Below are 14,768 nucleotides of genomic sequence, written 5' to 3' on the forward strand. Positions count from 1 at the left end.
TCGGCCAGCATAACATGCGGGTTTTGGCCGCGTAACCCCCGGGTGACGCTTGTCACATCCGCACAATGACGCAAGCGACTGCCGCCAAGGACTTGCGCTGGAATATGTTGCGACGCAAGGGAGGGCACATGAACAACCACACTCGCATCGCACGCCTCGAACACGTTGGAAAACGTTATGGCGCGGTCGTCGCGCTCGACGGCATCGACCTGGACATCCACCGCGGCGAACTGCTGGCCCTGTTGGGTCCGAACGGCGCCGGCAAGAGCACGTGCATCGGCCTGCTTCTGGGCCTGCATCGCGCCGACAGCGGCTTAGTGACGCTTTTCGGCGAAGATCCACAGGATATCGCTCCGCGCCGGCGTATCGGCGTGATGTTGCAGGCGGCGAACCTGCCGGCGACGTTGAAGGTGGGCGAACTGCTTCGCCTGACGGCGAGCTATTACCCCGACCCGCGCCCGCTGGCCGAGTGCGCGGCCCTCGCCGGGGTCACCGACCTGCTCGGCCGCCGCTATGGCGCCCTCTCGGGTGGACAGCAACGACGCGTCCAATTCGCCATGGCGATGGCCGTGCGCCCCGAAATACTCTTCCTCGACGAGCCGACGGTCGGCATGGACATCACGGCGCGGCAGTCGCTATGGGCGGCCATCCGGGAACTCGTGGCCGGCGGCTGCGCCGTGGTGCTGACGACGCATTACCTGGAGGAAGCCGAGGCGCTCGCGGATCGTGTCTGCGTGATCGCGAAGGGCAAGGTCGTCTCCGAGGGCAGCGTGGACGCGCTCCGTGCGCGCGTGGCGTTGCGGCGGATTCGCTGCCTGACCTCGCTCGATCCGGGCATGGTGGCGGGCTGGCCGGACGTCGCGTCGGTCGAGGCGCGGGACGATCGGCTGGCGATCGCGACCACCCAGGCGGAGGTGGTCGTAAGGCGGTTGCTGCACGCCGATCCCTTGCTGTCTGAGCTGGAAGTGCAGCGCGCCGGCCTCGCCGAGGCCTTCACCGAAATCGCCCGCGACGCCGATGCCGCACAGGAGGCCGCATGACCACCATCGACACCGCCATCGACCGCGCCGCCACGGTCGCCATGACGCCGCGACGCCTCGTCGACGCATACGTCCAGGAGGCGAAAGCCGAGTGCCTGCGCTACCTGCGCAACCCAGGATTCCTGCTGCCGACCTTGCTGTTTCCATCGGTGTTCTACGTGATGTTCGGCATCTTCCTCGGCCATGCGAACAGCGCGGACGCGCCGCGCTACCTGCTGGCCTCCTATGGCACCTTTGGCGTCATGGCGCCGGGCCTGTTCGGCTTCGGCGTATCGTTGGCGCTGGAACGCGACAGCGGCTTGCTGACGCTGAAGCGCGCCTTGCCGATGCCGCCGGGCGCGTACCTGCTGGGCAAGATGTGCATGGCCTTGCTCGTGGCGGCGATCGTCTCGGCGATCCTGTTGTGCCTGGCCATCTTCGTCGCCGGCGCCGCCTTGCCGCCTTCCCGCGCCGCCATGTTCTTCGGCGTGGAGGTGCTCGGTTCGCTGCCGTTCTCCGCGATGGGCCTGCTGCTGGGTACCCTGGTAAAGGGGCAGGGCGCGCCCGGCGTGGTCAACCTCATCTATCTGCCGATGGCGTTCCTCTCCGGCCTGTGGTTTCCGCTGTCGGTGATGCCGCCCTTCCTTCAGTCGATCGCGCCGCTGTGGCCCGCCTACCATCTCGACCGGCTCGCGCTTTCGGCGGTGGGGTTGGGCGAGGGCGGAAACGCCATGCACGTGGCCGTCCTGGCCGGCTTCACGGTCGCCTTCGTCGGCATCGCGGCGCGTCGTTTGCGCCGTCACGGTTGAAGTAGCATGAGCGCACGCCTTTTCACGGACACCCCCATGGCTTCCTCGTGGTTCCAGCCAGCCCCGGATTCGCTCTGGAACCGCTACCGCGACAAGCCGAGGCTGCGGTTCGGCAGCCTGTTCCACCTCGTGTGGACGGTGTACGTCTTCGGCGACCTCGTCTTCGCCGAAAAGCTCGGTCCGCACTGGGTCCTGGCGACGGCGACGACGTTTCCTCTCTTCCTGTGCCTATACGGCCTGAGCTACGTGCGCCCGATACGCGAGGCGAGGCTGTACGCGATCGCGGTCGCCCTGATGGGATACGCCTCGCTCAAGTTCAACACCAGCGGCGGCGCCTGCTATGTGATCTACGCCTGCGCGATGATGGGTTTCGACGGGGCGCCCAGGCGTTGCTTCATAGGTATCGCGGCGGTCATCGCCGGTTTCATGGCCACGGCATGGTTCCTGCTGTCGTGGCCGTTCGCGGTCATGGCCACGCTGTCCTTCATCGCGTTGTCGGTCGGCTCGGTCAACGTCATCTACCGCTTCAACGCGCAACGCGACGCCGAACTGAAACTGTCGCACGACGAGGTCCGCCGGCTGGCCGCGGCGGCGGAACGCGAGCGCATCGGACGTGACCTGCACGACTTGCTCGGTCACACGTTGTCGTTGATCACGTTGAAGCTGGAGCTGTCGCGCCGCCTGCTCGACCGTGACGCCGCGGCGGCACGGCGTGAAATGGAGGAAGCCGAGCAGGTGGCACGGGACGCGCTGGCGGAAGTGCGCTCGGCCGTGACCGGCATCCGCGCCTCGGGCGTCGTCGCCGAGCTGGCCGCGGCGCGGCTGCTGCTCAACACCGCCATGATCGATTTCATCTACACCAGCGAGATGCCCGTGCTTCCCGCGCGTGTGGACGCCGAACTCGCCCTCGTCCTGCGCGAGGCCGTGACCAACATCCATCGTCATGCCGGCGCGTCGTGCGCCGAAGTGACGGTGGTCATGGACACGCGAGCCTGCACGATGACCGTCAAGGACAACGGGCGAGGCGTGGACGGCGGCGAAGGCAATGGCATCTGCGGCATGCGCGAGCGCGTGCGTGCGCTCGGCGGCACGCTCATCTTCGAATCGAGCCGGCAGAAAGGCACGCTCCTGCGCATCGAAGTGCCGTTGACGCCGACGGATCGCTTGTTGTCCCGGGCGGTAGCCGCGGCGGCGGCGTTGCCTCCGGCGGGGACGGGCAGGCTGGCCTCGTGATGCGTATTCCCCCGCCGCGTCCGGATTCCCTGCTCGGCGGCCTGCGCTCGCCGGTGTACCTGCGTTGGCAGGCGGGCTTGCAGGTGTTCTGGCTCATCGCGCTGATCCAGGCACCGCTCGCGGTGAAGGGGTTCGACTGGACCTGGTTTGGCCCCACCGTCGCTTCGATCCCGGTCTACCTCGTCTGCTACGTGGCGGTGTTCGTGGCGCCGTTGTCGCGCCTGCCGTTCCATGCCGGCGCCATCGTGGCGCTCGGCTTCGTCCTGTGGGCGGTGAACCCGGTCTCGCTCGGCTACGTCGTGATCGGCGTGACCCTGCTCGCCTATGCCCGGCGGGCGCGGGTGTGGCTGCTCGGCGTGGCGATCGCGACGCTGCTCACGCTGGGCTGGGTCTACGTTTTCCACGTGCCGATGGTGCATGTGCTGGTCGTGTTCGGTGTCGGCCTCATGGCCGGATTCAGCAACTATCTCTACGTGCGCGGCGCGCGGCGCGACGTCGAGTTGCGCTTGTCGCAATCGGAAGTTCGCCGGCTGGCGACACTGGCCGAGCGCGAGCGCATCGGCCGTGACCTGCACGACCTCCTCGGCCATACGTTGTCGCTCATCACGTTGAAGTCCGAGCTGGCGAAACGCCTGGCCCTGGCCGATCCCGCACGCGCGCAGCAGGAGATGGAGGAAGTGGAGCGGGTAGCCCGCCACACCCTCGCCGAGGTGCGCAGCGCTGTGACGGGCCTGCGCGCCGGCGACCTCGCCAGCGAACTCGTATCGGCGCGGCTCATGCTCGAAGCCTCCGGTATCGCGCTGAGTGTCGAGTTGCCCGACGGACTCGACTTGCCCGAGCAGACGGAGGCGTCGCTGGCGCTCGTGTTGCGCGAGGCCATCACCAACATCCATCGCCATTCGCGTGCCACCGAGGCGCGCGTGATCATCACCCGGAACGGACAGGAATTTTCGATGCGCATCGTGGACAACGGCTGCGGCGGCCTCGCCGCGCACGGCAATGGCGTATCCGGCATGCGTGAGCGCGTGCGCCAGATTGGCGGACGCCTCGCCATCGACTCGCCGGCGAAGCAGGGAACGGCGCTCGAGATCGGCATTCCCGCACACGGCCGGCATGCGGGAGGTTTCGCATGATCCGCGTGCTGCTCGCCGAGGACCAGGCCATGGTTCGCGGCGCGTTGACCGCGCTGCTCAGCCTGGAATCGGATATCGAAGTGCTCGGTTCCGCCGCCGATGGCGAATCCGCCTGGCGCGAACTCCAGCGGCTCAAGCCCGACGTGCTGGTGACGGATATCGAGATGCCGGGGCTTACCGGCCTGGAGATCGCCCAGCGGGTCCGCCGGCACGAGCTGCCGGTGAAGGTCATCATCGTCACCACCTTCGCCCGGCCCGGCTTCCTGCGCCGTGCGCTGGACGCCGGCGTGGGTGGCTACCTGTTGAAGGACGCGCCCGCCGAGAACCTGGCCGAAGCGCTGCGGACCGTGCATCGCGGCGGCCGCGCCATCGATCCGCAACTGGCGCTCGAGGCATGGTCGGACGCCGATCCGCTCAACGACCGCGAGCGGCAGGTGCTCCGCCTGGCCGGAGAAGGGCAGTCCGCCAGCGAGATCGGTGCCCAGTTGAACCTCTCGCACGGCACGATCCGCAACTATCTGTCGGAGGCGATCGGCAAGCTCGGCGCGGCCAACCGGATCGAGGCCTATCGCCTGGCCCGGCAGAAGGGCTGGCTCTAGGGGCACCGGCGGGCACGCGATGGGCGATAATCTCCCATCCATCGCTCCGCCCCGGTTGTCTCCGTGAAAAAATCCGACTTCGACTTCGATCTTCCGCCCGAACTCATCGCGCAGGCCCCGCTGGTCCGGCGCTCGGGCAGCCGGTTGCTGGTGATCGACGTCGCGGCGCACACGAAGAAGGACCGCAAGTTCGCCGAATTGCCGGAGATGCTCCAACCGGGCGACCTGCTGGTGTTCAACGACACCCGCGTCCTCCCGGCGCGCCTCTACGGACGAAAGGAATCCGGTGGCGCGGTCGAGATCCTCATCGAACGAGTCACCGGTTCGCACGAGGCGAGGGCGCAGCTGGGCGTCAGCAAGAAACCGAAGGAAGGCGGACGCATCGAGCTCGCCGACGGCAGCATGGTGACCGTGCTGGGCCGCGACGGAGAATTCTTCCTGCTGCGCTTCGAAAGCGACGAGCCGCTGGAGCGCCTTCTGTCGCGCCTGGGCGAGATGCCCCTGCCGCCCTACATCGAACGGGGTGCCGACGAGGTGGACATGGAGCGCTACCAGACCGTGTTCGCGCGCGAGCCGGGTGCCGTGGCGGCGCCGACCGCCGGCCTGCATTTCGACGAAGAGTTGCTCGGAAAGCTGCGGGCACGCGGCGTGGAGATGGGCTACGTCACCCTGCACGTGGGCGCGGGCACGTTCCAGCCGATGCGCGCGGAAGACGTTCGCGATCACGTCATGCATCGCGAATGGTTGAACGTGGGTGCGGGGCTCGTCGAGAAGATCCGCGCGACCCGCGCCGCGGGCCACCGCGTCGTGGCCGTGGGCACCACCGTGGTGCGCGCCCTGGAGAGCGCCACGGTCGAAGGCGTGTTGCGTCCGTTCGCCGGCGAGACGCAGATCTTCATCTTCCCCGGCTACAAGATCACCAGCGTCGATGCGTTGATCACCAACTTCCACCTGCCGCAATCGACCCTGCTGATGCTGGTCTCGGCGCTGGCGGGCAAGGAGGTGATCCTGGACGCCTACCGCTACGCGGTGTTGCAGCGCTACCGCTTCTTCTCCTACGGCGACGCCATGCTGATCATGCCGCCGAGGCCTGGCTTGACGCGCTAGGGCTGACCCGGCGCGCCGTGCGACAGGTCGACCGAGATGTCGGCCGCGGCGGCCACGAGCAAGCGCGCGGTGGCCTTCATGTCGATCTTCGCGCCGCGGCGTTCGATGAAGGGCACGGTCAGCGCGCAGACGGCGTGGTTGCCCTCGATGATGGGGGCGGAAAGATCGGTCACGCCATCCACCACTTCGCTGGGTATGGTGGCAAGCCCGGCGCCGCGGACTTCCTTGAGGGTGTTCTCGATACGCGTGCGCTTCAGGCCCGGCTCGTGATCGAGCATGGTGCGGAACCAGCGCTCGCGGGTGTCGTCGGTCTGCCAGGCCAGGAGGACGTAGCCCGACGCGGAATGCGATATCGGGCGGCGGTGTCCCACGCGGACGACGAGACCGGTTTCGCCGGGCGGGTCGACGCGCGCGATCACCACGATCTGTTCCTGCGAGGGCACCACGAGGTGACAGGACTGGTCGATCTCGTCGGCGAGGCGGTGCATCACCGGCATGGCCGTTTCCACGAGGTTCCTCACCGGCGGCTGCTCCATGCCGAGGCGGAACAGGCGTGGCGTGAGCGAATAGGAACCTTCGCCATCGGGCCGGGAGATATAGTCCCTTTCCTCGAGCACCTGGAGCATGCGGAAGATTTCGCCACGGGAACGGCCGACACCGTCGGAGATCTCGGCGATGGAAAGGGGTTGCGTCGCCTTGGCGAGCAACTCCAGGATGTCGAGGCCCTTGTCGAGGGCGGGGGCGCGATACTTCGGCGAATCTGTAGGCATGGCATTCCGTGGCGGTGACGAAGATGGCTGGACGAGTCTAGCCTGCCCATGCTGCGGAGTCGCACACGCGGCGGCCGACGGCTATGTTGCAGCGCAGCTTGTTATGCAGGTGAATTATAAGTTCATATTTGCACACTGGGGCCGGCCACGGTAGAGGAGACACGCATGCAGCTGCACACGCCGTTGGAGGTGCCCGCCATGCGCGAGCCCGCCCGGGTTCCGTGGTTTCCGCTGGCGTTGATCGTCAGCCTGTTCTTTCTCTGGGGCGTGGCGAACAACCTCAACGACGTGCTCGTCGCGCAGTTCAAGAAAGCGTTCACCCTCTCGGATTTCCAGGCGGGGCTCGTCCAGAGCGCTTTCTACCTCGGCTATTTCCTCGTCGCCATACCCGCGGGCGTCTTCATGCGCCGCTATGGCTACAAGGCGGCGGTGGTGTTCGGCCTGCTGCTCTACGGAGCTGGCGCCTTGCTGTTCTGGCCCGCCGCCGCCACGGCGACGTATGCCACCTTCCTCATGGGCCTATTCGTGATCGCGGCAGGGCTGGCTTTCCTGGAAACCTCGGCCAACCCGTACGTCACCTTGCTGGGGCCGCGCGAGTCGGCGGCATCGCGGCTGAACCTGGCGCAGGCGTTCAATCCCCTGGGCTCGATCACCGGCGTATTGATCGGCCAGCATTTCATTTTCACCGGTGTGGAACGTTCGCCCGCGGAACTCGCGGCGATGGACGTGATGGCGCGCACGGCTTACATGAAGAGCGAGGCGGCGGCGGTACAGATGCCGTACCTGGTGATCGGGCTCGGCGTGATCGCGTGGGCCGTCATCATCGCCGTGACACGCTTTCCGCGCACGGCTTCGACCGATGACGGAGGCGAGGTGGTGGAGCGGGGCGTGCTCGGCCGCCTCCTGCGCGATGGCCGGTTCATGTCGGCGGTGGCGGCGCAGTTCTTCTACGTGGGCGCCCAGGTCGCCGTCTTCAGCTACATGATCCGCTATGCGCAGGCGACGATGCCGGGGACGGCGGACAAGGCCGCCGCCAATTTCATCACGGCGGGATTGCTGTGTTTCATGGCCGGCCGTTTCGCCGGAGCGGCGTTGATGAAGTACCTGCGGCCGGCGCGCGTGCTGAGTACTTTCGCGCTGGTCAACATCGCCCTGGCGACGACCGCGGCCTTCGTTCCCGGCAGCGTCGGCATCTATGCGCTGGTGGCTTCGAGCTTCTTCATGTCGATCATGTATCCGACCATCTTCGCCCTCGGCGTCGAAGGGCGCGGCGACACCGAACGCAAGTTCGGTGCCTCGTTGCTGGTGATGTCGATCGTCGGCGGCGCGGTGGTCACCGCGGCGATGGGCGCGACCTCCGACCGCTTCGGCATCGCCCACGCGATGCTGGTGCCGATGCTCTGTTTCGTGGCGATCTTCCTCTTCGCCTGGCGGCGTTCGCGGGGACACACGGAGGCCATCGCATGACCTGGCAATGCCTCGCGCTCGACCTGCGTGACGATCCCGCGGCGATCGCCGAATACGAGCGTTGGCACCGGGCGGAATTCATCTGGCCGGAAGTGGTCCGCTCGATCCGTGACACGGGCATCCGGGACATGCGCATCTTCCGCACCGGAAACCGCTTGATGATGCTGATGCGTGTGGGCGCGGAGTTCGACGCCGGGGCCAAGGCGGCGGCCGACGCGGCGAGCGAGCGGGTGCAGGCGTGGGAGGCGTTGATGTCCACCTTCCAGCAGCCGCTGCCGTGGGCGGAACCGGGGCAGAAGTGGGTGCCGATGCGGCAGATCTTCGATCTGGCCGATTGCGGCTGATCACCCGCGCCAGAGGATATCCGGTGACACCTTCGCCGCGTCGAGCGTTCCCGTCAGCGCCATCGTCACGCTCAACTCCCTGCGAATCAGTTCGATCGCCTGGGTGACGCCGGCTTCGCCGCCCGCGCCGAGCCCATAGAGGAAGGCCTTGCCGATCAACCCTGCGCGCGCACCCAGTGCGAGCGCCTTGAGCAGGTCCTGCCCACTCGTGATGCCACTGTCGAGCAAGACCTCGGTGCCGCCGGCGACCGCGTCCACGATGGATGGCAGGACGTCGATGCTGGCCGGTGCGCCGTCCAGCTGGCGCCCGCCGTGGTTGGATACGACGATGGCGTCCACGCCATGGGCGACGGCCTGGCGGGCGTCCTCGGCGTCGAGGATGCCCTTGAGGATGAGCTTGCCGGGCCAGAGATCGCGAATCCACGCCAGGTCGTTCCAGTTCAGCGTCGGATCGAACTGGCTGGCGATCCATTGCGCCAGCGTGGTCAGGCTGTCCGCGCCCTGGATATGCCCATCGAGGTTGCCGAACGACCGGCTCGGCGCACGCAGCACGTTCCACGCCCAGCGCGGCTTGCTCGCGATGTCGAACAGGTTGCGCAGGGTGATCTTCGGCGGCACGGACAAGCCGTTCTTGATCTCGCGGTGGCGCTGGCCCTGCACAGTCAGGTCGACGGTGAGCATCAACGCCGAACATTCCGCGGTACGCGCACGGCGGATGAGCTCGCGGGTGAAGCCGCGGTCGCGCATCACGTAGACCTGGAACCAGAACGGCGTGTCCGTGGCGGCACGCACCTGTTCGATGGAACAGATCGACATCGTGCTGAGGCAGAACGGTATGCCGGCTTTCGCGGCGGCACGTGCGCCATGGATCTCGCCGCTGCCGTGTTGCAACCCGGTGAGACCGGTAGGCGCGATGGCCAGCGGCATGCTCAGCGCCTGGCCCATCACCGTGGTGGCGAGCGAGCGGTTGTCCACATCGCGCATCACGCGCTGGCGGAAGCGCAGGCGCTCGAACGCGCTGCGATTCTCGCGAAGCGTCGATTCGTCGTAGGCGCCGCGATCCGCGTACTCGAAGAACGCCCGGGGCACGCGGTGCCGGGCGAGGTCACGCAAGTCGGCGATGTTGGTGACCGGCTTCATGCGTTCAGCCGTCCACCGTCAGCGACAGTTCGCGCCAGACGAGTCCGTCAGGAAACAGGTGATCGGTGACCGAATCCGGATGCATCTGGGCGGAAAAGCCCGGTGCGGTCGGCGCCATGTAGCGGCCGCGCTCGATCCGCACGGGGTCGACGAAGTGCTCGTGCAGGTGGTCCACGTACTCGATGGCGCGGTCTTCCTTCTTGCCCGTGATCGCCACGAAGTCGGCCATGGCCAGGTGCTGCACGAGTTCGCACAGGCCCACGCCACCGGCGTGCGGAAACACGCGCACACCGAAATGCGCCGCCAACAGCAGGATGGCGAGGTTCTCGTTCACGCCGCCGACGCGGGCGGCGTCGATCTGGATGAGATCGACCGCGCCCGCTTGCAGGAACTGCTTGAACATCACGCGGTTCTGCCCGTGTTCGCCGGTGGAGATGGGCGTGGGTGCGACGGCGCGACGGATGGCGGCATGACCGAGCACGTCGTCGGGGCTGGTCGGTTCCTCCACCCAAGCGAGGCCCACGTTCTCCAGGGGTTTCAGCCATTCGATGGCGGTGTCCACGTCCCAGCGCTGGTTGGCGTCGACGGCGATGGCGATGTCCGGGCCCACGGCGGCACGTGCCAGCCGGCAGCGGCGTATATCGTCCTCCACGCGAAGACCGACCTTGAGCTTGATGGTGCGGAAGCCATCCTGCACGGCCTGTCGCGCGAGCCGCAGCATCTTTTCGTCGGAATAGCCGAGCCAGCCGGGGGAGGTGGTATAGGCGGGATAGCCTTCGGTTTCCAGTTGCGCGATGCGCGCCTGCTTGTGCGGCTCGGCCTCGCGCAGGATCGCCAGCGCCTGTGCGGGCGTCAGGGCATCGGTCAGGTAACGGAAGTCGATCTGCGCGACGAGTTGTTCGGGTGTCATGTCGGCGATGAAACGCCACAGCGGCTTGCCTGCGCGGCGGGAGGCGAGGTCCCAGGCGGCATTGACGACCGCGCCGATGGCCATGTGCATCACGCCCTTCTCGGGCCCGAGCCAGCGCAGCTGCGAGTCGCCATTGAGTTCGCGCGCGAAGTCGCCGAGGCGGTCGACGATGTCCGCGATGGGACGGCCGACCACCATGTGTTCCAGCGCGGCGAGGGCCGCGGTCTGCACGTCGTTGCCGCGTCCGATCGTGAACACGAGCCCGTAGCCCGAGAGACCGTCCGGGCTATCGGTGCGGAGGACCACATAAGCCGCGGAGTAATCCGGGTCCGGATTCATCGCGTCCGAGCCATCGTGGTCGAGCGAGGTCGGGAAGCGGACATCGAACGTGTCCAGCGCCGTAATTTTCACCATGCGATCCGGCCTCCTTAGCCGGCGACGTATCGATCCGTAACGATGGAATTCAGGACGGGCGGCCTGGATGCGCCACGACGTCCTGGCGCTGGCGGCCGAGCCCTTCGATGCCCAGCTCGATGACGTCGCCGGGCTTCAGGTAGGTGGGCGGCTTCAGGCCGAGTCCGACGCCGGCCGGCGTGCCCGTGCTGATGACGTCGCCCGGCATCAGCGTCATGTAGCGGCTGATGTAGCTCACCAGTTGCGCCACGCCGAACACCATCGTTCGCGTATTGCCGTTCTGGTAGCGGTGGCCGTTGACCTCGAGCCAGAGCGACAGGTCCTGTGGATCGGCCACCTCGTCGCGCGTGACCAGCCAGGGGCCGATGGGGCCGAAGGTGTCGCAACTCTTGCCCTTCACCCATTGGCCGCCGTGCTCGAGCTGGAACTCGCGTTCCGACAGGTCGTTGATGACGGCGTAGCCGGCGACGTGCGCCATCGCTTCATCGACCCGCACGTCCCGGGTGACCTCGCCGATGATGACACCCAACTCCACTTCCCAGTCGGTCTTCACCGAACCGCGCGGAATCACCACGGTGTCGTTGGGCCCGCCGATGGCGGAGGTCGCCTTCATGAAGAGCACCGGCTGTTCGGGTACCGGCGCGTTGGTTTCGGCGGCGTGGTCGGCATAGTTCATGCCCACGCAGATCATCTTGCCGATACCGCCGACCGGCGTGCCCAGGCGTGGTTCGCCTTGCACGATGGGGAGCGTCGCGGGGTCGATGGCGGCGAGGCGGCGCAAGCCCGCGTTGCCGAGTACGCCGCCGGCGATGTCGGCGACCACGCCGGAGAGATCGCGCAATTGGCCGCTATCGTCGACGAGGCCGGGTGTTTCCTTGCCGGGGGCGCCGAAACGGACGAGTTTCATCGGAGTGCGTTCCTCAGTTCGACCAGCCACCGTCCACGACGTGGACGGTGCCGGTGGTGAATGACGATTCGTCGGAGGCCAGGTAGACGGCCAGCGCGGCGATTTCGCGCGGCTCGCCCAGCCGGCCCATCGGCTGGCGATCGGTGAAGCCCCGCCATGCGGCTTCTTCGTCGCCGCCGAGCGCACGGACACGCGCCGCCAGGGAAGGCGTCTTCACGGTGCCGGGACAGATGGCGTTGCAGCGCACGCCGCGTGCCACGTAGTCGGCGGCGATGGACCGGGTGAGGCCGATGACGGCGGCCTTGGTCGTGCCATACGCGAAGCGGTTCGGTACGCCCTTGATGCTGGACGCGACCGAGGACATGTTCACGATGCTGCCGATGCCGCGTTCGAGCATGCCGGGCAGTACGGCGCGGCAGGTGTGGAACATGCTGTCGACGTTGATCGCGAACGAACGTCGCCATGCGTCGTCGTCGGTGTCGAGCAGGGTGCCCGCATGCACGTAGCCCGCGCAGTTGAACAGGATGTCGATCGATCTCGCATCGGCGACGACGCCGGCGATCGCCGCCGCGTCGGTCACGTCGAGGCGTCGCGTCGTCACGTTCGGGTGTTCGGTGGCGAGGCTGGCCAGTTGCGTCTCGTCGATATCGGTCGCCAGCACCGTCGCGCCTTCGGCGGCGAAGGCCAGGGCGGTGGCGCGGCCGATGCCCGCGCCGGCCGCGGTGACCAGTGCGCGCTTCCCCTCGAGGCGGCCGCTCGTGGATGGAGAGGGTATCGTCATGCGGGTTTCCTCGATGCGTCGTAGGCCGAGTAGAGGGTTAGTGCGTTGCCGCCGAATACCGCGTCCACCGCCGTTGGCGCATGGCGGTGAACGAGTTCGCTGGCGCACGTCTTCCACGCGCCATAGGTGGCGTGCGTCGTGAGCACGGGCCAATCGCTGCCCCATACGAGACGGCCGGCGCCGAATGTCTCGAACAGATGGGCGACGTAGGGTTCCAGCGCGCGCGGATCGGCCGATGGGCCGGTGAGCGTGAGCAGGCCGGAGAACTTGCAATACACATCGGGCATCTGCGCGAGACGTGCGATGGCGCCGGACCATTCGGCAAACCCGTCCGCGGCGATGCCGGGCTTGGCGGCGTGGTCGATCACGGTACGCAGGCCGGGATGTTTTCCCAGCCGCTCGTAGAGCGCGCGCAGGTGCCGGGCGTCGACGAGCGCATCGAAGACGAGACCGCGTTCGGTGATGAGGTCGAACGCGGCGTCGAGCGACGATGACGCCAGCCAGTTCGTATCGGGGATGTCCTGCACCATGGGCCGGACGCCACGGAGCAGGCCGCCGCCATCGGCGATCAACCGGTCGAGACGGGCTTCGACATCGGGACTTTCCAGGTCGACCCATCCCACCACGCCGATGACACCGGGCATCTCGCGGGCAAGCTCGAAGAGGAAGCGCGTCTCGGCTTCGTCCGGCGCGGCCTGGACGAGGATGCAGGCGTCCGCGTTCGCGGGCAGGTCGCCCGGCAGGAAGGCGCGGCGCAGCGCCGCCGGCGCATCGGCCAGCCATGCGTAATCGAGCCGCGAGGGGTCCCAGTAGTGGCGATGGGCGTCGACGATCACGGCGTGGGCACTCCCGCGGCAAGCAACCCTTCGTCGCGCAGCGTCTTCCATGTGGCCGGGGGAATCTCGGCACGCTGGCGGAGCAGGGCGGCATCGACTTCCGCGACGGAACGCAGGCCGCAGACGACGCTGACGACCGCCGGGTGGGCGAGGGGGAATTGCAGCGCGGCCGCACCGACATCGGTCCCGGTGCGCGCGCACGCATCGTAGAACCGTTGCGCGCGCGCGAGCACGCCGGGCGTGGCCGGCGCGTAATCGTAGGTCGCGCCGGGGCCATCGGTGCCTCCGAGCAGTCCGGAGTTGTACGGACCGGCGACCAACACGGATACGCCCTCGGCCTGGGCCCGCGCCATCACCGCCTTGCTGTCCGCCTGTTCGAACAGCGTGTAGCGTCCGGCGAGCATGATCGCGTCGAGGGGAAAGCGGGGCATCACGTCCAGGCATACCGCTTCTTCGTTCACCCCGATGCCGATGGCGCCGACAAGGCCTTCCTCGCGCATGCGTGCCATTTCAGGCAGCGCTTCATCCAACGCCTGGGCCAGTACGAGGGGATGACGCTCGCCGTGGGTGAGCGCGCCGATATCGTGCAGGAAGAGGATATCGATGCGATCGGTGCGCAGGCGGCGCAGGCTCGCTTCGAGGGCCCGGCGTACACCGTCGCGGCTGTAGTCGAAGCGTGCGGCGAGGCCGTCCACGGCGAAGCCGTCGGCTTCGCCACGCCGGCCCGCGGCGTTTTCGATCACGCGGCCTACCTTCGTGGAAAGCGTGTAGCTGTCTCGCGGGACGCCGGCGAGTGCGTCGCCGATCCGCGTTTCGCTGAGCCCGTAGCCGTAATAGGGCGCGGTATCGAAGTGACGGATGCCACCGGTCCAGGCGTGGAGGATCGTCCGGCGCGCGGCCGCCTCGTCCACCTCGGCGTAAAGATTGCCTACCGGAGCTCCGCCGAATGCCAGCCGCGACAACGGCCTTGGCCTGCGTCCTGGTGGCGGGGTGGGAGTCTGGCTCGCGTGCTGCGATGGCATGAATGCTCCTTGGCGCGTACTGCGCAGGTATAAATACTACGTTTATATGTGAACTTGTCTAGAGCCCTGAACCCTTTCAAGAAAATGGTGCAGTGCAACTTGAATAGGTTGAAACATATCTGAATACTGAGTTCGCCAGTGAACGGATCGCAGGAACTTCTGCATCCGCAAAATGACAACGTTGTCGGCGTGGGGCCGGCCCGTTTCATCGCTGGATGCGAGGGGTAACGCCCGCGCCGTCGCCAACGGCGCGGTTCCACAAGACAAGCATGCGCTG

General features: G+C 67.3%; 15 protein-coding genes. 8 read left to right on the top strand and 7 right to left on the bottom strand.

The features are described from left to right. Positions 1-128 precede the first annotated feature (128 nt). The 6 genes from AB6730_RS12725 (at position 129) to queA (ending at position 5,900) form a co-directional block, all read left to right on the top strand. Complete coding sequence (locus tag AB6730_RS12725) at positions 129-1,040, top strand: ABC transporter ATP-binding protein (RefSeq protein WP_371023966.1); 912 nt, start codon at positions 129-131, stop codon at positions 1,038-1,040. Continuing rightward, complete coding sequence (locus AB6730_RS12730) at positions 1,037-1,828, top strand: ABC transporter permease (RefSeq protein ID WP_371023967.1); 792 nt, start codon at positions 1,037-1,039, stop codon at positions 1,826-1,828. Before AB6730_RS12725 ends, AB6730_RS12730 begins: the two co-directional genes overlap by 4 nt. 6 nt (positions 1,829-1,834) lie before the next feature. Beyond that, positions 1,835-3,061, top strand: a complete 1,227-nt coding sequence (locus AB6730_RS12735) for a sensor histidine kinase (RefSeq protein WP_371023968.1) — start codon at positions 1,835-1,837, stop codon at positions 3,059-3,061. Further along, positions 3,061-4,194, top strand: coding sequence for a sensor histidine kinase (locus AB6730_RS12740; RefSeq protein WP_371024014.1), 1,134 nt, complete (start codon positions 3,061-3,063; stop codon positions 4,192-4,194). Before AB6730_RS12735 ends, AB6730_RS12740 begins: the two co-directional genes overlap by 1 nt. After that, positions 4,191-4,793, top strand: coding sequence for a response regulator transcription factor (locus AB6730_RS12745; protein ID WP_306850354.1), 603 nt, complete (start codon positions 4,191-4,193; stop codon positions 4,791-4,793). The genes AB6730_RS12740 and AB6730_RS12745 overlap by 4 nt, the downstream gene beginning before the upstream one ends. Positions 4,794-4,856: 63 nt before the next feature. Continuing rightward, positions 4,857-5,900, top strand: a complete 1,044-nt coding sequence (gene queA, locus AB6730_RS12750; RefSeq protein ID WP_371023969.1) for a tRNA preQ1(34) S-adenosylmethionine ribosyltransferase-isomerase QueA — start codon at positions 4,857-4,859, stop codon at positions 5,898-5,900. Here queA and AB6730_RS12755 read toward each other — a convergent pair. Further along, entirely contained in the window at positions 5,897-6,670 is a 774-nt protein-coding gene (locus AB6730_RS12755) for an IclR family transcriptional regulator (protein WP_371023970.1), read from the bottom strand. The two genes, queA and AB6730_RS12755, sit on opposite strands and share 4 nt — an antisense overlap. A gap of 165 nt (positions 6,671-6,835) precedes the next feature. On the opposite strand from AB6730_RS12755, the gene fucP reads away from it, so the two are divergent. After that, positions 6,836-8,137, top strand: a complete 1,302-nt coding sequence (gene fucP / locus AB6730_RS12760; RefSeq protein ID WP_371023971.1) for an L-fucose:H+ symporter permease — start codon at positions 6,836-6,838, stop codon at positions 8,135-8,137. Further along, positions 8,134-8,481 carry an L-rhamnose mutarotase gene (locus AB6730_RS12765; protein WP_371023972.1) on the top strand — a complete coding sequence of 116 codons (348 nt, stop codon included), beginning with the start codon at positions 8,134-8,136 and terminating at the stop codon, positions 8,479-8,481. Before fucP ends, AB6730_RS12765 begins: the two co-directional genes overlap by 4 nt. On the opposite strand, the gene AB6730_RS12770 is transcribed toward AB6730_RS12765, so the two are convergent. From AB6730_RS12770 to AB6730_RS12795, 6 genes are read right to left on the bottom strand one after another with little or no spacing between them, the layout of a single operon-like run. Then, entirely contained in the window at positions 8,482-9,621 is a 1,140-nt protein-coding gene (locus tag AB6730_RS12770; RefSeq protein WP_371023973.1) for an L-lactate dehydrogenase, read from the bottom strand. It abuts the gene before it with no gap. A gap of 4 nt (positions 9,622-9,625) precedes the next feature. Then, positions 9,626-10,945: an L-fuconate dehydratase gene (locus tag AB6730_RS12775; protein ID WP_371023974.1), complete on the bottom strand. Its 1,320-nt coding sequence runs from the start codon at positions 10,943-10,945 to the stop codon at positions 9,626-9,628. Between the two features lie 49 nt (positions 10,946-10,994). Beyond that, a complete protein-coding gene (locus AB6730_RS12780; RefSeq protein ID WP_371023975.1) occupies positions 10,995-11,852 on the bottom strand; it encodes a fumarylacetoacetate hydrolase family protein in 858 nt (285 codons plus the stop codon). A gap of 13 nt (positions 11,853-11,865) precedes the next feature. Then, positions 11,866-12,633 carry an SDR family oxidoreductase gene (locus tag AB6730_RS12785; RefSeq protein ID WP_371023976.1) on the bottom strand — a complete coding sequence of 256 codons (768 nt, stop codon included), beginning with the start codon at positions 12,631-12,633 and terminating at the stop codon, positions 11,866-11,868. After that, on the bottom strand, positions 12,630-13,469 hold the full coding sequence (locus tag AB6730_RS12790) for an amidohydrolase (RefSeq protein WP_371023977.1): 840 nt from the start codon (positions 13,467-13,469) through the stop codon (positions 12,630-12,632). Before AB6730_RS12790 ends, AB6730_RS12785 begins: the two co-directional genes overlap by 4 nt. After that, a complete protein-coding gene (locus AB6730_RS12795; protein ID WP_371023978.1) occupies positions 13,466-14,491 on the bottom strand; it encodes an aldo/keto reductase in 1,026 nt (341 codons plus the stop codon). The genes AB6730_RS12790 and AB6730_RS12795 overlap by 4 nt, the downstream gene beginning before the upstream one ends. Between the last annotated feature and the right edge of the window lie 277 nt (positions 14,492-14,768).

This window comes from Luteibacter sp. RCC_6_2 (assembly GCF_041360655.1).
In the GTDB taxonomy this organism is placed as follows: Bacteria; Pseudomonadota; Gammaproteobacteria; order Xanthomonadales; family Rhodanobacteraceae; genus Luteibacter.